Origin of the sequence: Actinoplanes sp. NBRC 101535 (genome assembly GCF_030269225.1) — a bacterium.
Classification (GTDB): domain Bacteria; phylum Actinomycetota; class Actinomycetes; order Mycobacteriales; family Micromonosporaceae; genus Actinoplanes; species Actinoplanes rectilineatus.
Genome location: NZ_BSSY01000023.1, coordinates 43947 through 65648 on the forward strand (window position 1 = coordinate 43947; position 21702 = coordinate 65648).

General features: G+C 70.5%; 14 protein-coding genes and 1 pseudogene. 9 read left to right on the forward strand and 6 right to left on the reverse strand.

Going from position 1 to position 21702, the window contains the following annotated elements; all coding sequences use genetic code 11:
- The first annotated feature begins 58 nt into the window (after positions 1–58).
- From QSK32_RS39705 to katG, 7 genes are all read left to right on the forward strand, one after another.
- Positions 59–637: a DedA family protein gene (locus tag QSK32_RS39705; RefSeq protein WP_285474829.1), complete on the forward strand. Its 579-nt coding sequence runs from the start codon at positions 59–61 to the stop codon at positions 635–637.
- 44 nt (positions 638–681) lie between these two features.
- Positions 682–1203 carry a PadR family transcriptional regulator gene (locus QSK32_RS39710; RefSeq protein ID WP_045745137.1) on the forward strand — a complete coding sequence of 174 codons (522 nt, stop codon included), beginning with the start codon at positions 682–684 and terminating at the stop codon, positions 1201–1203.
- A 24-nt stretch (positions 1204–1227) separates the two neighbouring features.
- Positions 1228–1911 (forward strand): ABC transporter ATP-binding protein, encoded by a 684-nt coding sequence (locus tag QSK32_RS39715; protein WP_045745108.1) that lies wholly within the window; start codon positions 1228–1230, stop codon positions 1909–1911.
- On the forward strand, positions 1908–4154 hold the full coding sequence (locus QSK32_RS39720; protein ID WP_285474830.1) for an ABC transporter permease: 2247 nt from the start codon (positions 1908–1910) through the stop codon (positions 4152–4154). The genes QSK32_RS39715 and QSK32_RS39720 overlap by 4 nt, the downstream gene beginning before the upstream one ends.
- 356 nt (positions 4155–4510) lie before the next feature.
- On the forward strand, positions 4511–9382 hold the full coding sequence (locus tag QSK32_RS39725; protein ID WP_285474831.1) for a diguanylate cyclase: 4872 nt from the start codon (positions 4511–4513) through the stop codon (positions 9380–9382).
- Between the two features lie 50 nt (positions 9383–9432).
- On the forward strand, positions 9433–9873 hold the full coding sequence (locus QSK32_RS39730; protein ID WP_285474832.1) for a Fur family transcriptional regulator: 441 nt from the start codon (positions 9433–9435) through the stop codon (positions 9871–9873).
- Positions 9870–12092: a catalase/peroxidase HPI gene (gene katG, locus QSK32_RS39735; protein WP_285474833.1), complete on the forward strand. Its 2223-nt coding sequence runs from the start codon at positions 9870–9872 to the stop codon at positions 12090–12092. Before QSK32_RS39730 ends, katG begins: the two co-directional genes overlap by 4 nt.
- 55 nt (positions 12093–12147) lie before the next feature.
- Here the strand turns inward: katG and QSK32_RS39740 are convergent, their stop codons facing one another.
- Both QSK32_RS39740 and QSK32_RS39745 read right to left on the reverse strand, forming a co-directional pair.
- On the reverse strand, positions 12148–13026 hold the full coding sequence (locus QSK32_RS39740; RefSeq protein WP_285474834.1) for a hypothetical protein: 879 nt from the start codon (positions 13024–13026) through the stop codon (positions 12148–12150).
- A 105-nt stretch (positions 13027–13131) separates the two neighbouring features.
- Positions 13132–13719 (reverse strand): VHL beta domain-containing protein, encoded by a 588-nt coding sequence (locus tag QSK32_RS39745; RefSeq protein WP_285474835.1) that lies wholly within the window; start codon positions 13717–13719, stop codon positions 13132–13134.
- A gap of 127 nt (positions 13720–13846) precedes the next feature.
- Here QSK32_RS39745 and QSK32_RS39750 point away from each other — a divergent pair, with 127 nt between their 5' ends.
- A complete protein-coding gene (locus tag QSK32_RS39750) occupies positions 13847–14359 on the forward strand; it encodes a GNAT family N-acetyltransferase (protein ID WP_052720867.1) in 513 nt (170 codons plus the stop codon).
- Between the two features lie 3 nt (positions 14360–14362).
- Here QSK32_RS39750 and QSK32_RS39755 read toward each other — a convergent pair whose 3' ends face one another.
- The 4 genes and pseudogenes from QSK32_RS39755 to QSK32_RS45605 all read right to left on the reverse strand — a co-directional run.
- Positions 14363–15871, reverse strand: a complete 1509-nt coding sequence (locus tag QSK32_RS39755; protein ID WP_285474883.1) for a radical SAM/SPASM domain-containing protein — start codon at positions 15869–15871, stop codon at positions 14363–14365.
- Between the two features lie 48 nt (positions 15872–15919).
- Entirely contained in the window at positions 15920–18847 is a 2928-nt protein-coding gene (locus QSK32_RS39760; RefSeq protein WP_045745099.1) for a MalT transcriptional regulator family protein, read from the reverse strand.
- Positions 18840–20315 (reverse strand): hypothetical protein, encoded by a 1476-nt coding sequence (locus QSK32_RS39765; protein WP_285474836.1) that lies wholly within the window; start codon positions 20313–20315, stop codon positions 18840–18842. Before QSK32_RS39765 ends, QSK32_RS39760 begins: the two co-directional genes overlap by 8 nt.
- 105 nt (positions 20316–20420) lie before the next feature.
- Positions 20421–20717: pseudogene (locus tag QSK32_RS45605) on the reverse strand (toll/interleukin-1 receptor domain-containing protein); the annotation flags it as partial.
- 204 nt (positions 20718–20921) lie between these two features.
- On the opposite strand from QSK32_RS45605, the gene QSK32_RS39775 reads away from it, so the two are divergent.
- Positions 20922–21695 (forward strand): enoyl-CoA hydratase/isomerase family protein, encoded by a 774-nt coding sequence (locus QSK32_RS39775; RefSeq protein ID WP_285474837.1) that lies wholly within the window; start codon positions 20922–20924, stop codon positions 21693–21695.
- Positions 21696–21702: the final 7 nt, after the last annotated feature.

The following is a 21702-nucleotide window of genomic DNA, read 5'->3' on the forward strand; positions in this document are numbered from 1 at the left end:
CCCCGGGAGGAGAGTCTCCACCATCGATGGACGAGCGCGGCGTCCGTAGCGTCGGGGCATGGATGTGCTGATGCCACTGATCTCCTCGCCGTGGCTGTTCGTGGTCGTGGTCGTGGTGGTGGCGCTGGACGGGTTCGTCCCGGTGGTGCCGTCCGAGGCGATGGTGATCGGGCTGGGTGCGGTGTCGGTGAGCGGCTCGCCGAACCTGCTCGCGCTGTTCGCGGCGGTGGTGGCGGGTGGCGTGGCCGGCGACCGGATCGCCTACCTGATCGGGAGCCGGGCCGGCGGGTGGTTCGCCACGGGCCGGCTCGCCCCGGCCCGGGAGAAGGCCGCGCGGGCGCTGCTGCGGCACGGCGGGGCGGCGATCATCGTCGGGCGTTTCCTGCCGTACGGCCGGACGGCCACCACCGTGATGTCCGGGGCGGCCGCGTTGCCGATGGGGCGCTTCCACCTGTTCACGGCGGTGTCGAGTGTCGCCTGGGCGGTGTACGTGATCGGGCTGGGACGGCTGGGTGGCGCGGCTTTCGCCGACGCGCCGCTGTGGGGTGCGGCCCTCGGTGTGGCGTTCGGCATGGTGCTGGCGACCCTCTGGGCGGTGGGGGAGAAGCGCCGCAGCGTCGCGGAAGCGCCCTGCTAGCGAGCTATACACACGGTTTATAAACCGTGTGTATAGTGGCCGGCATGTCAGTCAGCTTCGCTCTGCTGGGCCTGTTGGAGAACGGCCCACGCCACGGCTACGACCTCAAGCGCACCTATGACGACACCTTCGGCCGGGACCGCGAGTTGCACTACGGGCAGGTCTACTCGACCATGGCCCGGCTGCTCAAGAACGGCCTCGTCGAGGTGGAGGCGGAGCCCGGCGTCGGGCCCGACCGCAAGCGCTACGCGATCACCGACGCCGGCGTCACCGACGTGGCGGAGTGGATCGGCCGGGCGGAGAAACCCGAGCCCTACCTGCAGAGCACCCTCTACACCAAGGTCGTCCTCGCGCTGATGACCGGCCGGGACGCCACCGACGTGCTCGACGCGCAGCGCACCGAACACCTGCGGCTGATGCGGGAGCTGACCCGTCGCAAGTCCGGCGGCGACATCGCCGACGAACTGATCTGCGACCACGCCCTGTTCCACCTCGAGGCCGACCTGCGCTGGCTGGAGCTCACCGCGGCCCGGCTCGACCGCCTCGCCTCCCGGATCCGTTCCTGATTCCCTCACCCCAGGAAGTCCCCCATGACTGAACAACCACTGCTGACCGCCGAGGATCTGCGTCTGAGCTTCGGTGAGACCAAGGCCCTCGACGGCGCCTCCCTGCACGTCTGGGCCGGCGAGGTGGTCGCCCTGATGGGATCCTCCGGCTCCGGCAAGTCGACGCTGCTGCACTGTCTGGCCGGCATCCTGACACCGGAGTCGGGCCGGGTCGGCTACGCCGGGCGCGACCTGTCGGCGATGTCCGACACCGAGCGCAGCGCGCTGCGCCGGGGCGAGTTCGGGTTCGTGTTCCAGTTCGGTCAGTTGGTCCCCGAGCTGACCTGCCGGGAGAACGTCGCCCTGCCGCTGCGCCTGACCGGCACCGGCCGCCGCGAGGCGCACCGCACGGCCACCGAGTGGCTGGAGCGTCTCGAGGTCGCCGACGTCGCCGACAAACGGCCCGGTCAGGCCTCCGGCGGGCAGGGGCAGCGGGTCGCCGTCGCCCGGGCACTGGTCGGCCGTCCCCGGGTCGTCTTCGCCGACGAGCCCACCGGGGCGCTCGACTCGCTCAACGGCGAACTGGTGATGAAACTGTTCATCGCCGCCGCCAAGGAGACCGGGGCCGCGGTGGTGCTGGTCACCCACGAGGCGCGCGTCGCGGCGTATTCCGACCGTGAGGCCATCGTCCGTGACGGTGTCGTCCGCGAACAGGAGTACGTCCGATGACCCGCCTGCGGACCTGGGCCTTCGAGATCGGGCTGGGCGCGCGGATGAGCGTCGCCGGCGGCCGGGCCGGCTGGACGCGGCTCGCCCTGATCGCGACCGGGGTGGGCATCGGCGTCGCCGTCCTGCTGGCGGTCGCGACCCTGCCCACCGCGCTGGCCGCGAGCAATGCCCGCACCGAGGCCCGGACCGAGAACATCGCCGCGAGCACCGACCTGCCCCGCGGCGACGACACGATGCTGATCGGCATCGCGACCATGATGTTCCGGGGCGACTCCGTGCACGGGCGGATGCTGCAGGCGGAGGGCTCCCGGCCGCCGGTGCCGCCGGGCGTGACGACCCTGCCCGGCCCCGGCGAGATGCTGGTCTCGCCCGCCCTGGCCGACCTGATGGCCGACGAGCCGCTGCTGGCCCAGCGCTGGGGCGCCCGTGTCGTCGGCACCATCGCCGAGGAGGGGCTGTCCGGTCCGGCCGACCTCGCGTTCTACCTGGGCACCGACACGCTCACCGAGGAGACCGGCCACCGCATCGCCGGTTTCGGCTACGCCGGTGTCGAGGACGAGGGCGGCGTCTCCCCGGTCATGCTGCTGCTCTCCGCGGTCGGCATGGTGGTGCTGCTGATGCCGGTGATGGTCTTCATGGCCAGCGCGGTCCGGTTCGGCGGGGAAGCCCGCGACCGGCGGCTCGCCGCCCTGCGGCTTGTCGGCGCCGACGCCGCGATGACCCGGCGCATCGCGGCGGGCGAGACACTGGCCGGGGCACTGCTCGGGCTCGTCGTCGGTGCGGTGCTCGCGGTGGGTGCCGGTCTGCTGGTCAACCGTTATGCGTCCGGCGCGATGAGCTTCTACCTCACCGACATGCGTCCCGTTCCCGCCCTGGTCGCCCTGATCGCGGTGGGCGTGCCGGCGGTGGCGGTCCTGGTCACCCTGTCCGCGATGCGGCAGGTCGTGGTGCAGCCGCTCGGCGTGGTGCGCCTCAGCGGGACCACCCGCCGCCGTCTGTGGTGGCGCCTGATCCTGCCGGTGCTCGGCGTCGCGCTGCTCTGGCCGCTCAAGGACGGACTCGGCGGGAGTTCCGGTGTCGAGCTGCAGGCGGCCGCCGGGGTGGCACTGCTGCTGATCGGTCTGGCGCTGCTGCTGCCGTGGTGGGTCGAGGCGACCGTGCACCGGCTCGGCGGCGGCAGCGTGGCGTGGGAACTGGCGATCCGCCGCCTCCAACTCGACAGCGGCACCGCGGTCCGGGCCGTCTCCGGCATCGCGGTCTCGGTGGCCGGCGTGATCGCCCTGCAGGGCCTGGTCAGCGGCGTCGAGAGCACGATCGGTGGTGAGGGGGGCAGTGACGCCCGCCCGTTCCAGCACGAGATCCTGCCCCGCGCCGACCTGCCCGACCAGACCTGGATCACCGCCCTGGAGAAGACGCCGGGCGTGCGGGAGGTCCAGACCGTCCGCAGCGTCTACGGCGCCCAGGACGGCACCTCGGTCCGGATCCGGATCGGCGACTGCGCGGTGCTGGCGGCATTCGCCGAGACGGCCGGATGCGCCGACGGTGACGTCTACGCCGTCGACGTTCCGGCCGGCCCCGCCACCTACGAGCTGAGCGACGACACCACGTGGACCCCGCCGACCGCGAACCACGAGGTCGCCGCCACCCCGAGCTACGAGATCTACGGGCCGGCGCTGCTGATCACCCCGGGCGCGCTGCGGGGCATGAAGGTGCCGTCCGCCGAGACCAACTTCGCGCTGAACCTCGACACCGCCGACCCGGACGCGGTGGAGCACCTGCGCAACACCGTCGCGACGCTGGACCCGCAGACGCTGGTCTCCGAACCGGGCAACGCCACCGTCGCCGCCACCATGCGGACCATCCGGCAGAGCCTGCTCGTCGGTACGGTCGTGCTGCTCCTGCTGATCGGCGCGAGCCTGGTCGTCAACGTCGCCGAACAACTCCGCGAACGCCGCAAGGTCCTCGCGGTGCTGGTCGCCTTCGGCACCCGCCGGCGCACGCTGACCGGTTCGGTCCTGGCGCAGGCCGCGGTCCCGGTCCTGATCGGCATGACCCTGGCCGTCGGCTTCGGCAGCGCGCTGGCGGCGGCACTGATGGCGATGGTCGAGGCCCCGGTGACGGTCGACTGGTTCGGCATCGGCACGACGTCGGGCGTCGCCGCGCTGGTGGTGCTCGGCACGACGGCGGCGACCCTGCCCACCCTGATGCGCCTGACCCGCCCCGGCAACCTTCGCAGCGAGTAAGCCGCATCGGGAAGCCTTGGCCGCCGACGCCTCGTCACGGTGCCCTGCTACGGCCGGGAAACCTGTGGAGCGAGTCTCGGTGCCGGACTGGCGAGGTCGATGCGGGAGTGCCGCCGCACCGGCCTCGCCGGCCTCGTGCCTGCCCATGGTGTTGGTGAGGTCCGGCAGGTCAGCAGTCGTCCATCGGGTGGTCGACCAGCTTGATGCGGGCGGCGCGCTGCCCGGCGGAGTCCCCGTCGGCGGTGTAGGCGCGGCCAGGGCACCCGTGCGAGACCGTTTGCGGCGACGTGAACTGAGACCGAGCAGGTTGCCCGGGCGGCGGCTCAAGGACGGCGTGGGAATGCCGATCGGATGGCGTGGGGCCTGACACGCCGGAAGACGTACTGCACGACAGCGACCGGACCCATGTCGCGCGGGTTCGTGCGGCCGACGGCACCTGGCTGGTGTGTAAACGGCCGCTCGGGCCGCGCGCGGGGGAGCGTCTGCGCAACGAGCTGGCGGCGTTGCGCCGGCTGCAGGGACTTCCCGGCGTTCCGGTGCTCGCCCCGGGCGTCGACGACGGAGAAGGCGAAGCCGGGGTCGTTGCGGTCGTGGACTCGGTGGGGACCCCGCTGGGGGAGTTGCCCGCGCCCTGGCCGGTGGGTGGGCTCATCGAGTTGGCGCACCGGCTCGCCGGCGTGCTCGCCGGGGTTCACCGGCGTGGGGTGGTGCACCGGGACATCAGCCCGGCGAACATCCTGGTCGGGGTGGACCATCTGCCCGTGGTCATCGACTTCGAGCTGGCGGTGCTGCCCGCCCAGGACCGCAGCGTGCCGGTGCCCGACGAGGGGATGGCGGGCACCCTGCCGTACCTCGCTCCGGAGCAGACCGGGCGGACCGGCCGGCCCATCGATCACCGGGCCGACCTGTACGCGCTGGGGGCCACCCTCTACGAGCTGGCCACCGGGGCGCCGCCGTTCGGGCGGGACCACGATCCGCTCCAACTGATCCACGACCATCTGGCGCGGCTGCCGGACGCTCCGCACCAGGTCGACCCGCATCTGCCCAAGGGGCTGTCGGAGATCCTGATGCGGCTGCTGCACAAGGAACCCGACCGGCGGTATCAGAGCGCTGAGGGGCTCGCGTACGACCTGGCACTCCTCCACGACCGGTGGGAGCGCGGCAACCCGGACGGTTTCCGGCTCGGGGCGCGGGATTTCCCGATCCGGCTGGTGCCTCCGGCCCGGCTGATCGGGCGGGACCCGCAGATCGCCGCCCTGCACGGGCTGCTGGCCGAGGCGAGCGCCGGGCACAGCGTTTTCGCCCTGCTCACCGGGCCGCCGGGGATCGGTAAGACGGTGCTGGTCGAGCGGCTGCGCCCGGCTGTGGCCGCGGTCGGCGGGCGGATGGTCTCCGGGAAGTTCGACCAGTTCCAGAAGGGCCACGGCGGTGACGCGGTGCGGGAGGCGTTCGCCCGTCTGGGTGCCATGCTGCTGGCCGAGCCGGACGACGTGGTCGCCGGTCTGCGGGAGCGCCTGCGGGCCGCGCTCGGCCCGGAATCGTTGCGGGCTATCGCGGCGATCCAGCCGTCTTTCCGCGCACTCCTCGCCGCGGAGGAGCCGGACACCGAAGGGGTCGCGGAGTTCGTTCATGTCCGGGCGGCAGGGACGGCCATTCTGCGGACCGTCGCGAGCGCCGAGAATCCGGTTGTCCTCTTCGTCGACGATCTGCAGTGGGCCACGTCCGGCGCCCTGCAGTTCCTGGACGAGATGCTGGGCGAGGACGGCATTCCCGGATTGTTGGTTCTGGGCGCCTACCGTGTGGAGGAGATCGACGAGACTCACCCGTTGAGCGCGTTGCGGGCCCGTCTGCGCCGGGATCGGGGAAACGCCGCCGAGGTGTTGCTCGAGCCGCTGGGAGCGGAGGATCTGACCACCCTGGTCGCGGAGATGCTGCGCCTTTCCCGTGCCGATGCGGGGCCTCTCGCCGCGGTTCTCGCGGAGCGGACGGGAGGTAATCCGTTCGACACGGTGGAACTGCTCGACGCGTTGCGGCGTGAGGGCGAACTGGTGCCGGAGGGCGACGGCTGGACCTGGGACGGCGCGTCGTTGCGGCGTTTCGTCGGGTCCGGGGACGTGGTGGACCTGCTCGGTGCGCGGATCGCCGCCCTGCCGCCGCGTACCCGGGAGATGGTCGAGGTGATGGCCTGTCTCGGCGCGGAGGCCGACCGGGAGACGGTGCGGATCGCGAGCGGCCGGGACCCGCTGGATCTGGGACCGGCCGTCGACGACGGTCTGCTGGTTCTGCACGACGATGTGGCGCGTTTCCGGCACGACCGGGTGCAGGAGGCGGCTTCCGCGGGCATCGATCCGGGGGCGCGTGCCGCGCTCCATCTCACGATCGCCCGTCGGCTGACCGGGGCGGCCGTACCGGAGCTGTCGGCGGCGCCACACTATCTCGCCGGAATGAGTGCTCTGGCCGTACACGAGGAGGAGAAGGGCGCACACGAGGAAGAGAAAGGCGCACACGACGAAGAGAAAGCGTCGGTGGCGGGTCTTTTCCGGCGTGCCGCGGCAGCGGCCCGGCGGCTCGCGAACTATGCGGGCGCCGAGCTTTATCTCGCGGCCGCGCTGCGTCTTCGGGAGAAGACCGATGCGGAGTACGCCGAAACGACCGTCGACTGGCATGCCGCGCTGTGTGCGCTGGGCCGGTTCGACGAGGCCGACCGTCTTTTCGAGGAGATCGCGGCGACCGAGCCGGATCCGATCCGGTTGGCGAATCCGGCCGCCGAGCAGATCAGTGCCCTGTTGCGGCGGCGGATGATGGACGAGGTTTTCACGCTGGGGTTCGGGATGCTGGGGCGGCTCGGTGTCGATGTGCCCGGCAGGGAGCGGATGGGGCCGATCGGCCGGGCCGGTCTGGCCGATTTCTATCAGTGGCTGGACGCTCACGACGCCGATGCCCCGTTGCCGGAGCTGACCGATTGCCGGCTGCTGACCGCGTCCGTGGTGATCAGCCGGATGGCCCTGGCCGCGCTCTTCGTCGACCCCGAGATCACGACATGGCTGGTCGCCACCGCCGCGGGCATCTGGTCCGGTGACGGCGTCTGCGAACCGTTGGTGGCGGCGCTCGGGCACATCGGCTGGGTCACGATCGGCGGTGGCGGCGCATACCGGGACGCCTATGACGCGGCGCGGCACGTGATGGCCGTCTGCGAGGCCCGGGGCTGGGAACACGGTGCGCTGCACGCCAGGTTCATGCACGCGATCGCGACCGGGTCGTGGTTCGAGCCGCTGTCGCGGTCGGTGGCGCTGGCGCAGAGTTCGCGGGAGGGGATGCTGCGGGTGGGGGACCCGCACAACGCGTTCTACACGTTCTACACCTCGTTGACGCAGATGGTGGACTGTGCCGATCTGGACGCCCTGGAGCACGAGGTGACGGCGGCGCTGGCGATGGCCGATCGTCTGGGTGCGGCTCGGGAACGTCTCACGTTTGCTGTTCCCGGACGGTTCGCGCAGGCGATGCGGACCGGAACCGATCAGCCGCCGGAGGGCTTCGACGAGGAGGCGCACCTCGCGGCTCTGGCCGGTGACGACATGGCCGTCCTGATCTATCTGACGATTCGCGGGCTGTCCGCCGCGATCCTCGGCGAGGACGCCGTTCTGGCAGCGCACAGCGCCCGGGCGGTGCCGCTGGTGTCCTCGGCGCCCGGCACCTCGTTGACCGTCACCACGCATCTTCTCGGTGTTCTCGGCGCGCAGGTCCGGGCGGATGAGGCCGGGGCGGCCGAGGACCGGGACCGCTGCGTCGGATTCCTGGCCGCCCGTGCCGCTGACCATCCGCCGAACTTCCGGTACCTGCTGCGGTTCGCCGAGGCGGTTCGGGCCGAGACCGTCGGTGACCCGGACGGTGCGGCGGCGGCCTACGACGACGCGATGGCGGTGTCCGGGGACGTCGGCACGGCCTGGCAGCGACCGCTGATCTTCGAGCGGGCCGCCCGGTTCTATCTGCGCCGGGGCTACCAGCAGGTCGGACTCCGGCTGATGGCCGAGGCGATGGACGGGTACGCGCGCTGGGGCGCGACCGGCAAGGTGCGCCGGCTGCGGCGGGAGGAGCCGGGGCTGGCCGAGTTCTCCCGGGCGCCCGGCGGCCGGAGTGTGTCGAGCAGTCACAGCGTGGACCTGTCCGTCGAGGACATCGACCTGATCGCGGTGCTCGACGCCGCCCGGGCGCTGAGTTCGGAGACCTCCCTGGACCGGCTTCAGGGCCGGGTCCGGCACGTGCTGAGTCAGCTCACCGGCGCCACCACGGTCCACATGATCCTCGCGGTGGGGGAGGGCTGGGTGTTGCCGGCCCTCGACGACCGCGCCGAGATGCCGGTGGAGGAGGCGGCGTTCCAGGGGCTGCTGCCGTTGAGTGCGGTGCGCTACGCCGAACGGACCGGGGAGCCGTTGCTGGTCGACGACGCCGCCCGGGACGAGCGGGTCGGGCGGGACCCCTGTCTGGCCGGGCTGGAGCACTGTTCGCTGCTGGTCGTCCCGGTGTTCAACCACGGGCGGCCCGCGGCGATGCTGGTGCTGGAGAACCGGCTCAGCCGGCGCGCGTTCTCGGTCAGCCGGCTGGACGCGGTCCGCCTGATCGCCGGCCAGCTGACCGTCTCGCTGGAGAACGCCCGCCTGTACGCGTCCCTGGAACGCAAGGTCGCCGAGCGGACCGAGGAGTTGGCCGAGGCGAACCACCGCCTGGAGCTGATGACCGTCACCGACCCGCTCACCGGGCTGGCCAACCGCCGCAAGCTCGACGCGGTGCTCGCCGACGAGTGGGTCCGTTCGCGGCGGACCGGCGCCCCGATCAGCGTCGTGATGATCGACATCGACCACTTCAAGCGGTATAACGACCACTATGGTCATCAGGGTGGCGACGAGTGCCTGCGGGTGGTCGCCGAGGCGCTGCGAGACAGTGTGCGCGGCACCGACCTGGTGGCGCGGTACGGCGGTGAGGAGTTCTGCGTCGTGATGCCCGGTACCACCGGCGACATCGCGCTGCGGGCCGGTGGCCGGCTGGTTCGCGCGGTGGCCGAGCTGGCCGTCCCGCACGTCCTGGCCGACGCGGGCATCGTGACGATCAGTGCCGGTGTCGCCACCGACGCGGCCGGTTTCGCCGACGAGCCGGAGCGGCTCACCAAACTCGCCGACGCCGCCCTGTACGAGGCGAAGCGGGCCGGCCGTAATCGGGTGGCGCCGGTGTGAGGTGATTTCAAAACTTGATTCACTCCAGAAAAGTCCGCTAGGTTCTTCGCATGACGTCCGACTTCGCGGCTCAGCTGCGGGCGGCCTCGTTGCGCGTCACCCGTCCTCGTCTGGCGGTGCTCGCCGCGCTCCACGACCGCCCGCACGCCGACACCGACACGGTGATCGCCCTCGTGCGGGCCAGCCAGCCCACGGTCTCCCACCAGGCGGTCTACGACGTGCTGCGCGCGTTGACCGACGCCGGTCTGGTGCGGCGCATCCAGCCCGCCGGCGCGACCGCGCGGTACGAGACCCGGGTTGCCGACAACCATCACCACATCGTGTGCCGCTCGTGCGGCACGATCGCCGACGTCGACTGTGCCGTCGGACGGACCCCCTGTCTCACCGTCTCGGACGACCACGGTTTCGCGGTCGATGAGGCGGAGGTCGTCTTCTGGGGTGTATGCCCCGAATGCCTCACCAAGAACGCCGGCTCGGAAGGACAGCAATGACCGACAACCAGGACATCGCGGGCAAATGCCCGGTCGCTCACGGCAGCGGCAGCGAGAGCGAGAACCCGGCGATCGACGCGCCGACCCCGCAGACCGGTGGCCGCCCGCGCACCAACCGTGACTGGTGGCCCAACCAGCTCGACCTGGCGCCGCTGCACACCCACTCGCCGAAGGTCAACCCGCTGGCGCCCGACTTCGACTACGCCGAGGAGTTCGCCAAGCTCGACGTCGACGCGCTCAAGGCCGACATCACCGAGGTCCTCACCACCTCGCAGGAGTGGTGGCCGGCCGACTTCGGCCACTACGGCGGTCTGATGATCCGCCTGAGCTGGCACGCGGCGGGCACCTACCGGATCCACGACGGCCGCGGTGGCGCCGGTGACGGCGGTCAGCGGTTCGCCCCGCTCAACAGCTGGCCGGACAACGCGAACCTGGACAAGGCCCGCCGCCTGCTCTGGCCGGTCAAGCAGAAGTACGGCCAGAAGATCTCCTGGGCCGACCTGCTGGTGCTGGCCGGCAACGTGGCCCTGGAGTCGATGGGCTTCAAGACCTTCGGCTTCGGGTTCGGCCGGGTGGACGTCTGGGAGCCCGAGGAGATCCTGTGGGGCCAGGAGGACACCTGGCTCGGTGACTCGCGCTACGTCGGCGACAAGGAGATGGCGCCGAACGTCGGCGCCGCCGAGATGGGCCTCATCTACGTCAACCCGGAGGGTCCGCGGGGCAGCGCCGACCCGCTCGAGTCGGCCTGGTTCATCCGCGAGACCTTCCGCCGGATGGCGATGAACGACGAGGAGACCGTCGCCCTCATCGCGGGCGGTCACACCTTCGGCAAGACCCACGGCGCGGCCCCGGCCGACGGTGTGGTCGGCGCCGAGCCCGAGGGCGCCCCGATCGAGGCCCAGGGCCTCGGCTGGCTGAGCACGCACGCCAGCGGCAAGGGCGGCGACACCATCACCTCCGGCCTCGAGGTGACCTGGACCGACAAGCCCACCCAGTGGAGCAACCGGTTCTTCGAGATCCTCTTCGGGTACGAGTGGGAGCTCACCACCAGCCCCGCCGGAGCGAAGCAGTGGGTCGCCAAGGACGCCGAGGAGATCATCCCGGACGCCCACGACTCGTCGAAGAAGCACCGTCCGACGATGCTGACGACCGACCTGTCGCTGCGCGTCGACCCGGCGTACGAGAAGATCTCCCGCCGGTTCCTGGCGAACCCGGACGAGTTCGCGCTGGCGTTCGCCAAGGCCTGGTACAAACTGCTGCACCGTGACATGGGACCGGTCAGCCGTTTCCTCGGCCCGTGGGTGCCCGAGGCGCAGCTCTGGCAGGACCCGGTTCCGGCCGTCGAGGGCGCCCTGGTCGGCGACGCGGACATCGCCGCCCTCAAGGAGAAGGTCCTGGGTTCCGGCCTGACGATCGCCCAGCTGGTCTCCACCGCCTGGGCGTCGGCCGCCAGCTTCCGGTTCACCGACAAGCGTGGTGGCGCGAACGGCGCCCGCCTGCGCCTGGAGCCGCAGCGCAGCTGGGAGGTCAACGCGGCCACCGGTGACGTGCTGGCCAAGCTCGAGCAGATCCAGGGCGAGTTCAACGCCGCCGGTGGCGCGCAGATCTCGCTGGCCGACCTGATCGTGCTGGCCGGTTCGGCCGCGGTCGAGAAGGCGGCCGCCGACGCCGGCGTCCCGGTCACCGTGCCGTTCCACGCGGGACGTACCGACGCGACCCAGGAGCAGACCGACGTCGAGTCGTTCGCGGTCCTCGAGCCGCGGGCCGACGCGTTCCGCAACTACCTGCGGGCGGACGAGAAGACCCAGCCCGAGGTGCTGCTCGTCGACCGGGCGTACATGCTGAACCTGACCGGCCCGGAGATGACCGTCCTGCTCGGCGGCCTGCGGACGCTCGACGCGAACGTCGGTGGCGTGGCCCACGGCGTTCTCACCGACAAGCCGGGCGTGCTCACCAACGACTTCTTCGTCAACCTGCTCTCCCCGGGCACGAAGTGGAAGGTGTCGGAGGACAGCGAGAACGTCTACGAGATCCGTGACCTGGCGACCGACCAGGTCAAGTGGACGGCCACCGCGGTCGACCTGATCTTCGGCTCGAACTCGCAGCTGCGCGCGGTCAGCGAGGTCTACGCCAGCGCTGACGCCAAGGAGAAGTTCGTCAAGGACTTCGTCGCGGCCTGGACCAAGGTCATGGAGCTGGACCGCTTCGACATCGCCTGAGTCACGCACTGAGTGAAGGGCCCGGCCTCCCCAGGCCGGGCCCTTCCGCGTCTGCCTACTTCTTGGTGGAGGTGGCGGCGACGTTCGCGGTGATGCCCAGCACCGAGGCGCCCACGGTGGTCTCGGAGCCGCTCAGCTTGACCGAGGCGCCCACCGGCAGGTCCGCCAGCGAGACGCTCTTGCCGTTGATCGTGACGGTGGCCTTCGGGTCGACCTTCAGCGTGAGCGGCTTGGCCGACGGGCCGGTGGAGACCGTGATCGTGCCGGACTTGACGTCCACCGCGGTGACCGCGCCGGAGAGGTTCAGGTCCCAGCGGGACAGGGCGGTCAGGGTCTTGGCCGAGGAGACGCCGTTGGTGGTGACGCCGGTGACCACGACGGTCGCGCCGGACGTCAGCTTGCCCAGCCCGGTGACCTTGCCGTCCAGGGTGATCAGGGCCTTGTCGGCGACCGGGATGACGTCGGTGGCGAACCCGCCGGCGGTGGTGAGGGAGAGCCGCTTGACGGTGACGGTCCGCTTGGCGTCGTCGGCCGAGACCACCGAACCGGCGGTGGCGAACGGCAGGACCGAGGCCGCCGAGACCTTGGTGGCCAGCGAGATCCCGCCGTCGGTGACATTGCCGGAGAGCGTGATGCCGGCGCCGAGCGGCAGCTTCGCCACCACGGTGAGCTTGCCGTCGACGGTGACGAGGGCCTTGGGGGAGACCGAGACCACGGTGCTCTTGCCGGTGGCATCGGTGACGGTCACCGTGCCCTTCGTCGCGTCGACGCCGGAGACGGTGCCCTCGGTGGTGAAGGTCTTCACGTTGCTGCCCGAGCCCGCCTGCACGCTGGAGCCGGCGGTGGCGGCCAGTGCGGGGGTAGCGGTGGCGATGCCGGTCAGGGCGATACCGGCGACGGCGGTGACGACGGCAGCGCGGTGACGGATCTGCATGGGGGTTCCTCCAGGATCGGGCGCCGTTGTCGGCGTTGCACACCACAATCGGTGGCGGCCCGAATACCTGGAGTAAACGTGTGGAGCCGTTCGGTCGCAGACCGGTTAGCGGATGACAACCTGCGCGGGCGTGGCGAGAGTCCGGTACGCGGCGAGAACCGTCCCGTCCGTGCCGGAGACCACCCAGTACTGACCGGCGAAGGTCTGCTGCGTGTACGTCTCTCCGGTGGTCAGGGCGGCGTAGTCCCTGCGCTCCCCGTCGTAGTTGATCCACGACACCATGACGGAGGCGCCGCCGGTGTTCCGGAAGTGGATCCGCGTCTCCGGGCCGGGGTCGGGGGCCGCCACCGCCTCGGACGCCGGCAGCGCCGCGAGCTCCGGCCAGGTGTCCGGGTCGTCGGACACCGGCGCCGCGGTCTTCGTGACAGCAGCCGTTGATGGCGGCTCGGCAGTGGACGCCGACGGGGTGAGCTGCCCGATCACCACGCCGATGCCGACGCAGAGCACGACCGCGAGCGCGACGACCGCCCCGACGAGCGGCCGGTTGCCCCTCTTCTCCAAGACTGATTCCTGCTGGACCGGTTCCGGCTCCGGCGGCGGCGCGGGATCGTGAGCCGTCGGCGGGTCGTACGGAATCTCGGGCAGCGGCGGGTCGTAGGGATCCACCGGCTCGGCGAGGGGCTTGTCGATCACCCGACCACGATATTGATGATCGGGAACCGGTCGACCTTCGGGGGCCATAATCGATGGATCTTCAACGATCAACCCTACGATCTTGCAGGGCAACACAACTAATCTTGCGAACGTGCCAGGATCATCGTTGACCGCCGTTGTCCGCCCCGCCATCGAAGCCGACGTGTCCAGCATCGCCAGGATCTGCTCCACGTCCTACCGCGACGCGTACCGGGACCTTCTGCCCGAGGGCTACATCGAACGCAGCGTCGTCGCGTTCTACGAGCCGGAGAGGGTCGCCAAGGAGGTGTCACCCGCCCCACCGGACTGGTTCGGATACCAGGTTATCGAGGAGGACGGCCGGATCCTCGGCGCGGCCGGCGGCGGCATGAGCGGCCCCACCGCGGGCGAACTCTCCCTGATCTACCTCGAGCCGGCCCAGCGCGGGCGCGGCCTCGGCACCCTGATGCTCGACAGCGTCACCGATCAGATCCGGGCAGCCGGCGGCACCGAGATGTGGGTGTCGGTCTTCCTCGGCGACCGCAACGGCATCGGCTTCTACCGGGCGCGCGGCTTCCAGCCGATGGACACGGTCCGTGCGGCCCTGTCCCGCGTCGACGACCACATCGTGAGCCTGCGCATGTGCCGGCAACTGGGGTGACGGTCAGCTCGGGCGGGCGTACTTCAGCAGGCGCAGGCCCTCCAACCGCAGCACCTCCGGGTAGATCGCCTGGTAGATGTGGCAGTTGGGGGACTTCACGTCGAACCGCCCGGTGGCCCGGAACGTGGCGACCGAGCAACCGCCCGAGCACCAGTACCGCCACGAGCAGTCGCGGCAGCCCTCCTTCTCCTCGACGGCCAGGTTGAGCACCGTCCGGGTATCGGAGCGGACCAGTTCGAGCGGGTCGTCGCGGAAGACGTCACCGAGCGTCCGCTCGATCTCCATGTGACACTTGGCGACGCGTCCGTGCTGGTCGACGACCACGTAGTCGCGGCCGACCCCGCACGAGTGCTGCCGGGGCTGCAGCAACTGCCCACGGTCGAGCACCGTGCCGAGGACACTCCACGGTGGCAGGCGATCCTCGATCACGGCGAACGCGGCCCGCAACGCCGCGATCATCTGCTGCTCCTCGTAGCGCAGGTCGTCGAACCCGGAGGCGCACTCGTTGTCGCGGAAGAAGTTCAGGCTGAACGTGAGGTCGCGGTCCAGGGCGAAACGCACCGCGTCGGCCACCCCGTCCGCGTTCCGGCTGGTGATCGTGATCGACAGATGCGGTGCGACACCGAGCTGCGCCAGCCGGGCGATGGTCCGCTCGACCATCCGGAACGACGGCTTGCCCGCGGTCGACGGCCGCTGCACGTCGTGGCTCGCTCCCACCCCGTCCAGCGAGATCATCACCTTGATGTCCTCACCGGCCAGCGCCGCGGCGAGCCGGGGCGGCACCATGACGCCGTTCGTCAGCACGGTGGCGTGCAGGTCCAGGCCGTTCCTTCCGGCCACCTCCTTCGCGTACGCGTGAAGCGTCACCACCAGGTCCGCGTTCAGCGTCGCCTCGCCACCGGCGTACTTCATCTTGACCGCGGGAAATCCGTGCCGCACCGCCGAGGCCACCACGGCGTCGATCGCGGCCCGGCCGGTCGCCTCGTCCATCGGCTCCCGGGTCTTGGCGAGATAGCAGTACGGGCAGCGCAGATTGCAGTCGTTGGTCACGTGCAGCCAGGCGGTGAGCATCTCCCCGCGGTCCGATCCGGAGAAGTCCGGCCGGACCGGGGAATCGGCCGGCTCGATCATTTCCAGAGCGTGCAGCCGATTCACCACGGAATGGAATTCCGCCCGGGTCGCGGCATCCAGCGCCGCCCGGGCGGCCGGCACCGTCACCGGATCGGCGAAACCACGGAAAATCCGCCGGGCCGCCGCGTCGACGACCACCGCGCCGCCGTGCCCCAGCGGATTGAACAAGGTGCTGTACGCGTCGTCCACGGGTATTTCGACGACGTTGCGCCCACTCACCCAGACGTCGTCGTTCTCACCCGGCGCCGGCTGCCGTGGTGCCCGCCGCACGCTGGTGCTGCTCACCTCACAGGCGCAGTCCTCGCAGTTGTGCACCAGGTGGCCGCCGTCGCCGCCGACATCGGCGCCGGACAGCACGACGGCGTGCCCGTCGGATTGCATGCTCGCCACGATCCAGCCTCCATGCGGTCGGCGAGAAGCGGTAACAGATCAGTACAGCTCTTCCAACCGTGCCAGGAGCTCGACGGATCCGCCCCACGATTGCCGCAGACTCTCCTCCCACTGCTCCTGGACGTTTTCCGGGAGCCGGACGAACAGTTCGCGGAATTTAGCGAATTGGTCGGGAATGGCGGTCACGCCATGGGAACGCTGATAGCCCTCCGCAATGCGCTGGAATCCTTCGGTGTAGTGGAGTAGGGCGTCCGGCAGCCGGTCCGGGTCGCCGGCTTCCAGGGACTGCCGGACCAGGACGTGGCCCTGAACCAGCCGCCAGCGTCCCGCCAGGCTGGGGAAGGTGTAGTCCGCGGACACCTGCGCGATCTCGTCGGCGTGGACGCCGGTCTGCGCGCGGTAGTGGTCCCGGCCGGTGAGCTGCCACGCCTCGTAACTCAGTTCGGCGTACTCGACCATGTTGGCGAAGAGGAACCAGCCGTCGGACAGGGCACGTGCCTGCGTGATGCCCTCGTGCAGGTACCGCAGACCCCGGTCCCGGTCGGTGCTGCCGTAGATGCGCCCGGCCCGGTTCAGCGCCGACGGGTAGCTGCGGATCGCCTGGTCCCGGCAGATGTCCAGGGCCAGGCCGATGCGCTTTTTCGCCTGCTCGGCCGGGTGCGGCACACCCTCCACCTCGACACCGCGGCGCATCGCCTGATGCAGGCAGACCGCCTGCTGCTGGTAGATCTGACCGAGCCAGTGCCAGCTGCGCAGACTGTGGAACAGTCGTTCGGCGGTCCGGTAACACCGCCATGCCTGGTCGAACTCGCCGTCGAACCGGTGCAGTTCGCCGTGCACACTCCAGCCGATGCCCTCACCGGACCGCTGCTGGAACCGCTGCCTGATCTTGATCGCGCTCTCGACCAGCTGGTGGCCCTCGTGCCGGGAGCCGCTGAGGCCCTTCACGTACGCCCAGTTGATACGGATCGACGCCATCTCGCCCTGGTCCTCTGCCGGGCTGCGTTTGCGGACCTTCTCCCAGATGAGCTGGTGGGCCCGGCCGTACGCGGCGTCGGCCCGGTCCCAGCGCCCGACGTTGCGGTAGTAGAACCCGAGTTCCTTCTCGGCCTCGGCCCGGCGCTTCGGCCGGTCCTCCTCGGGCAGGAAGTCGGTCTCGGCCAGGGACAGCTCGAACTCGGTCAGGCCCTCGGCCACCCGGCCCGGCAACCGCATGTAGACGTTGCCCCGCAGAATGTGGACCTGGTAACGGCTCAGCGGTGGCGAGTGCCGGACCGGCAGGCCTTCCAGCACCACGGCGGCCGGCTGCCAGCTCTCGGTCGTGACGAGGTACGCCGCGATGGCGATGCCGATGTCGACGTAGACGGACGGCGAGGTGCCGATCAGCCAGCGGTGGAACGAGTCGACCGCTTCGGCGACCGCCTCGGTGACGGCGGGGGTGCGGTCCGCACCCGGCAGGAAACGCTGCATCTCCATCGTGACCAGGCTCTGGAACAACACGTCGTTGTCCCGGCGGGCCTGCTCGACGGACTGCAGGAACTCCCGGCAGCCGGGTTCCGGGTCGAGCAGCACCTGGTAGTACAGGTGCGCCGTGCGCAACTGGTCGAGCTCCCGCTTGTCCTGGCTGAGATGCTCCACCTCGAGGATGAAGGTGGCGTCCGGCGCCGCGGAGGTGTCGTCCTCGACCTTGGCGCGGAGCCGGTCGTTGAGGGAGGCCCGCCGTTCCCGGTAGACGCGGGCCTGCTCGTCGGCCCGGACGCCGTAGATGCGGACCGCGCGTTCCCACAGGTCCCGGCGCCACCGTTGATCGCTGTCGTGGACCGGGATGATCCGCTGGGCGAGTTCGTCGGCGAACGCGTCGTGCAGCGTCACGTAGTGCCGGTTGGCGCGCGGCCGGATCCAGGGGATGTCCAGCAGGAGGAACCACGCGTCCTGCCACGAGGCCAGTTCGGCCGGCATCGGCCGGTCCGCCATCAGCTCCAGCCAGATCGGCAGGCTCACGTTCTTGCGGATCACCGCGAGACGTTTGGTGGCCTCGTGCCAGAAGTCGCTGTCGCGGTACGGCGTGACGAGGCGGCGCTTGAAAGCCTCGTGCAGCAGGCGACCGGCCGGAGTCGGCTCCCCCGGAAGGGGCAGGTCGGCTGCGATCTCCGCGAGGCTCGCCGCGGCCTCCTCGGGCATCCCACGGTCCTGCAGATAGTCCAGCGTGATCGCCAGCCAGAGCGGATGGCCCTGCGCCAGGTGGGCGAACTTGGACTTCTCCTCGGCGGTCAGCGCACCGGCGATCGCGCTGGTCTCCAGATAGGCCAGTGACTCGACCATGCCGAAGGGCCCGAGACGCAGCGAGGTCACCGGGATGTGCTGATGCGGATCGCTGAGCTGCTCGGCGATGGCGTCCAGCGCCTCCTCACCGCCGTGCGGCGGCCGGCCCGAGAGCAGGAACAGCGTGTTCGGCAGCGATTTCATCCACTGGGTCACGGTGACCAGCAGATCCATGCCGCGGATCGCCTCGACCGTGTCCAGCGGGATCACCACGACGGTGCCGGTGGCCCGGACGAACGAGGTGTAACACTCGACGAAGACCCGCTTGATCCGGGCGAGATGGCTGACCACGGTCTCGTACGCGATGTCGTCGTGTTCCAGCCGGGGCAGCTCGGACAGGTATCGGAGGTACTCGGCGAAGTGTCCGCCGTCCGGGTCGAGCTGCTCGACCGTCCTGCGTTCGAGATTGGAGAGAAGCCAATACTCCGAGTCGTCCATGTCGATCGGGGCGAGCCAGACGGCCACCCCGTCCCGGCCCCGGGCGCCGAGCGCGCGGAGCATCTGGGTTTTGCCCACCCCGCCGGGACCGTAGAGCAGAACGGCACGGCTCTCGCCGTCCTCGCGTACCCGGGCCAGCTCGGTTTGGATCTGTTTCTCCTCGGCCGGGCGGGGGACGTAGTCGGGGTAGAGGCCGGGCTCATGCATCGCTGCCTCCCGCGGGCGACGAGATGATCGCGATCAGCCGGTTCGCCAGGCCGGACTCCACGCCGAGGACCTCCTGCAACTCCTCGTCCCGGCTGATCCGGGTGGCCACGTAGTCCCGCAGTTCCCCGGCGACGTAGAACGAGGAGGGCCGCAGGCGCTCGCGCATCCGGTCGGCGGTGGCGGACAGGACCGCCGTCAGCTCGGCCGGCCGTTCCAGGACGAGCGCCGAGGCCTCGTGCCAGAGCCGTTCCACCACGCCGACACCGGACTCCTTGCCGCGAGGGCTCTCCATCCACTGCTCGACGTACGTGGCGGCCTCGCGGTGCGCGGCGGCCCGGTCGGCGGCGGCCGGGTGGAAGTGGCGGAACAACAGGCGGCGGATCGGCGGGTGGATCGCCGTCCACGGCTCGTCGTGCGGACGGGCCAACAGCGCCGTCCGGTTCAGCGCCTCCCACAGGTCCGGCGGCGACCAGCCGCCGGCGGACACCGCCTGGTGCAGCGCGGCGTCGGCGGCCCAGTAGTGGGCCAGATGGGACTGGGTGAGCACCCGGTAGGGGGTGAGCACCCGGAGAGCGTGCGACAGCACGTCCCGGATGTCGCCGAGGTCACGGCCGCCCTCCGGCATGAGGCTCTCGGTCGACAGCAGCCTGTTCTCCACATAGGGGCGGGCGATCCGGTCGAACGACGTGGTGCTGTCCAGGTCGGCGATGTCGGCCCAACTGTCCTCCCGCCGGACCCACTGCAGGCACTCCACCACCAGTGCGGGCAGGCCCTCGGTGAATCGGTGGACGAACTCGGCGTGCACCTCCATCTCCCGGGGGGAGAAGCTCCGGTCCATCTGGGCGGCGAGGTCACGCAGGGCCTGGCTGATGACCTCGGCGCCGAACCGGGTCAGCGGTAACTGGTTCAGCCGGGGCGCCGGGCTGACCGGCAGCCACTCCTCGTTGCGCCGGCCGGCCACGACGACGGCGAGCCGGGCTGCCGGATGCCCGGACGCCTGCAGCCGCTGGTGTACCTGGGACAGCTGCTTGCGGAGCGCGTCCGCCGCGCCGCGATCGAGCAGGTCGGCGCCGTCGAGGAGACACGCGTAGGGCTGCTTGTCACCGCTGATCATCTTGGTGATCTCGCGGGCGCCGGTGGGCGGCGCGGACTGCGGGTCGACGGCCGGGAACATGTGGGCGAGCAGTTTGGTGGTGTCGCTGCGGACATCCGACGGCAGTACCCGGAGGTCGACCAGCCGCACCCGCCACGGACGACCGTCGCGGCCCTGCGTCAGCTCGGCGCTCACCTGATCGAGCAGCCAGGACTTGCCCAGCTGCGGGGGCGCGACGACCAGCCAGAAGCAGTGCCCGCCGAGCGTGGTGACCCCGTGCAGCAGCTGCTGCAGCTCCTGCTCCCGGTTGCGGAAGGCGGTCAGCGCCGGCCCGGACGCCGGGTCGCCCGGTGCGGCGTTGCCTCGGGATCCCATGTGGGCATCCAATACGTCCAGCAGATGGACCATGCCATCCGGCGCGACCAGATCGTGCCAATCATAGGTCCGCAGAAATCCGGGATCGGTCAACGGTGTGGGGCCGACCCGAGCCACGTGGACGAATTGTGTGTCTCGTCCATCGGCCTGAAGATCGTTTTCTCGGATCAGTGCCAACTCCCTTTCCCGGCGGCACCACCCCGAGACGAGATAACTCGGCGAGAGCAGCGCAAGGAATCCCTGAGCCTCGTTGATCTCCTCCTCGAGGCGACGAACCCACTGCTTGCCGCGCTGTGCGGGATCCTCGAAACGGAACACCTCATGGTGTCGCTGCTGCAATTTCCGGGCGATCTCCTCAGCGATCTTGCCGTCCTCTTGGGCATAACTAAGGAAGAGCGACATCTTCGTTCCCGCGTATGTGATCAATGGACCGGCCTGACGTTCGGTGACCAGGATGATAGACCTCGGACGATGCCCGGCAGCATCATGCGGACGGCGTCGAAGTCCCACCGATGGGACCCCGCCGACTGACCGATACTGCGGTGCTGGCAGGGTGCGGGCCGTCCGTCTGCTCGGTTCGTTTGTTCGGTTCGTCTATTCGGGAGGATGCGGGTGAACCCGGATCTCAAAGTGTCCGTCGAGGACCACGTCGCGGTGCTGGAGATGCGGCGGCCGCCCGCCAACCACTTCGACGAGTCGCTGATCGGGCGGCTCGCCGACGCCGCCCTGGAACTGGACGAGGACCGTGCCTGCCGGGTGATCGTCCTGGCCTCGCAGGGGCGGCACTTCTGCGCCGGCGCGGACTTCGGCAGCGGCGACTTCGCGACTGATCACGTCGACGCGGCGGACCGGCTCTACCGGAGTGCCGCTCGGCTGTTCGACGTGCGTACCCCCATGATCGCGGCCGTGCAGGGCAGCGCCGTGGGCGGCGGTCTCGGCCTGGCGTGCGCCGCGGACTTCCGCGTGGCGGAGGAATCCACCCGGTTCGTCGCCAACTTCGCCAAGCTCGGATTTCACCAGGGCTTCGGGCTCAGCGTCACACTCCCGGAGCTGATCGGCCGGCAGGCGGCGACCGGGATGCTGCTCACCGGCCGCCGGGTGGGCGGTGCGGAGGCCGTACACCTCGGACTCGCCGACCGCCTCGCCGAGCCGGGCCTGGTCCGCCAGACCGCGCACGATCTGGCTCGGGAGATCGCCGCGGGTGCGCCCCTGGCGATCCGGTCGATGCGCGCGACCCTACGGGGAGATCTTGCTTTGCGGGTACGCGACGCGCTCGCCCACGAGCTGGCCGAGCAGAAGGTCCTGTGGTCCACCGCCGACAGTGCCGAAGGCATCGCCGCGAGCCTCGAACGCCGCCCACCGGTGTTCCGCGGCGAGTAGCGGGTGA

Bases quoted from the DNA above. Each gene is read 5' to 3' on its own strand.
- QSK32_RS39705 (WP_285474829.1), top strand. From the start codon at position 59: ATGGATGTGCTGATGCCACTGATCTCCTCGCCGTGGCTGTTCGTGGTC.
- QSK32_RS39710 (WP_045745137.1), top strand. From the start codon at position 682: ATGTCAGTCAGCTTCGCTCTGCTGGGCCTGTTGGAGAACGGCCCACGC.
- QSK32_RS39715 (WP_045745108.1), top strand. From the start codon at position 1,228: ATGACTGAACAACCACTGCTGACCGCCGAGGATCTGCGTCTGAGCTTC.
- QSK32_RS39720 (WP_285474830.1), top strand. From the start codon at position 1,908: ATGACCCGCCTGCGGACCTGGGCCTTCGAGATCGGGCTGGGCGCGCGG.
- QSK32_RS39730 (WP_285474832.1), top strand. From the start codon at position 9,433: ATGACGTCCGACTTCGCGGCTCAGCTGCGGGCGGCCTCGTTGCGCGTC.
- katG (WP_285474833.1), top strand. From the start codon at position 9,870: ATGACCGACAACCAGGACATCGCGGGCAAATGCCCGGTCGCTCACGGC.
- QSK32_RS39740 (WP_285474834.1), bottom strand. From the start codon at position 13,026: ATGCAGATCCGTCACCGCGCTGCCGTCGTCACCGCCGTCGCCGGTATC.
- QSK32_RS39755 (WP_285474883.1), bottom strand. From the start codon at position 15,871: ATGCAATCCGACGGGCACGCCGTCGTGCTGTCCGGCGCCGATGTCGGC.
- QSK32_RS39760 (WP_045745099.1), bottom strand. From the start codon at position 18,847: ATGCATGAGCCCGGCCTCTACCCCGACTACGTCCCCCGCCCGGCCGAG.
- QSK32_RS39765 (WP_285474836.1), bottom strand. From the start codon at position 20,315: ATGGGATCCCGAGGCAACGCCGCACCGGGCGACCCGGCGTCCGGGCCG.
- QSK32_RS39775 (WP_285474837.1), top strand. From the start codon at position 20,922: ATGCGGGTGAACCCGGATCTCAAAGTGTCCGTCGAGGACCACGTCGCG.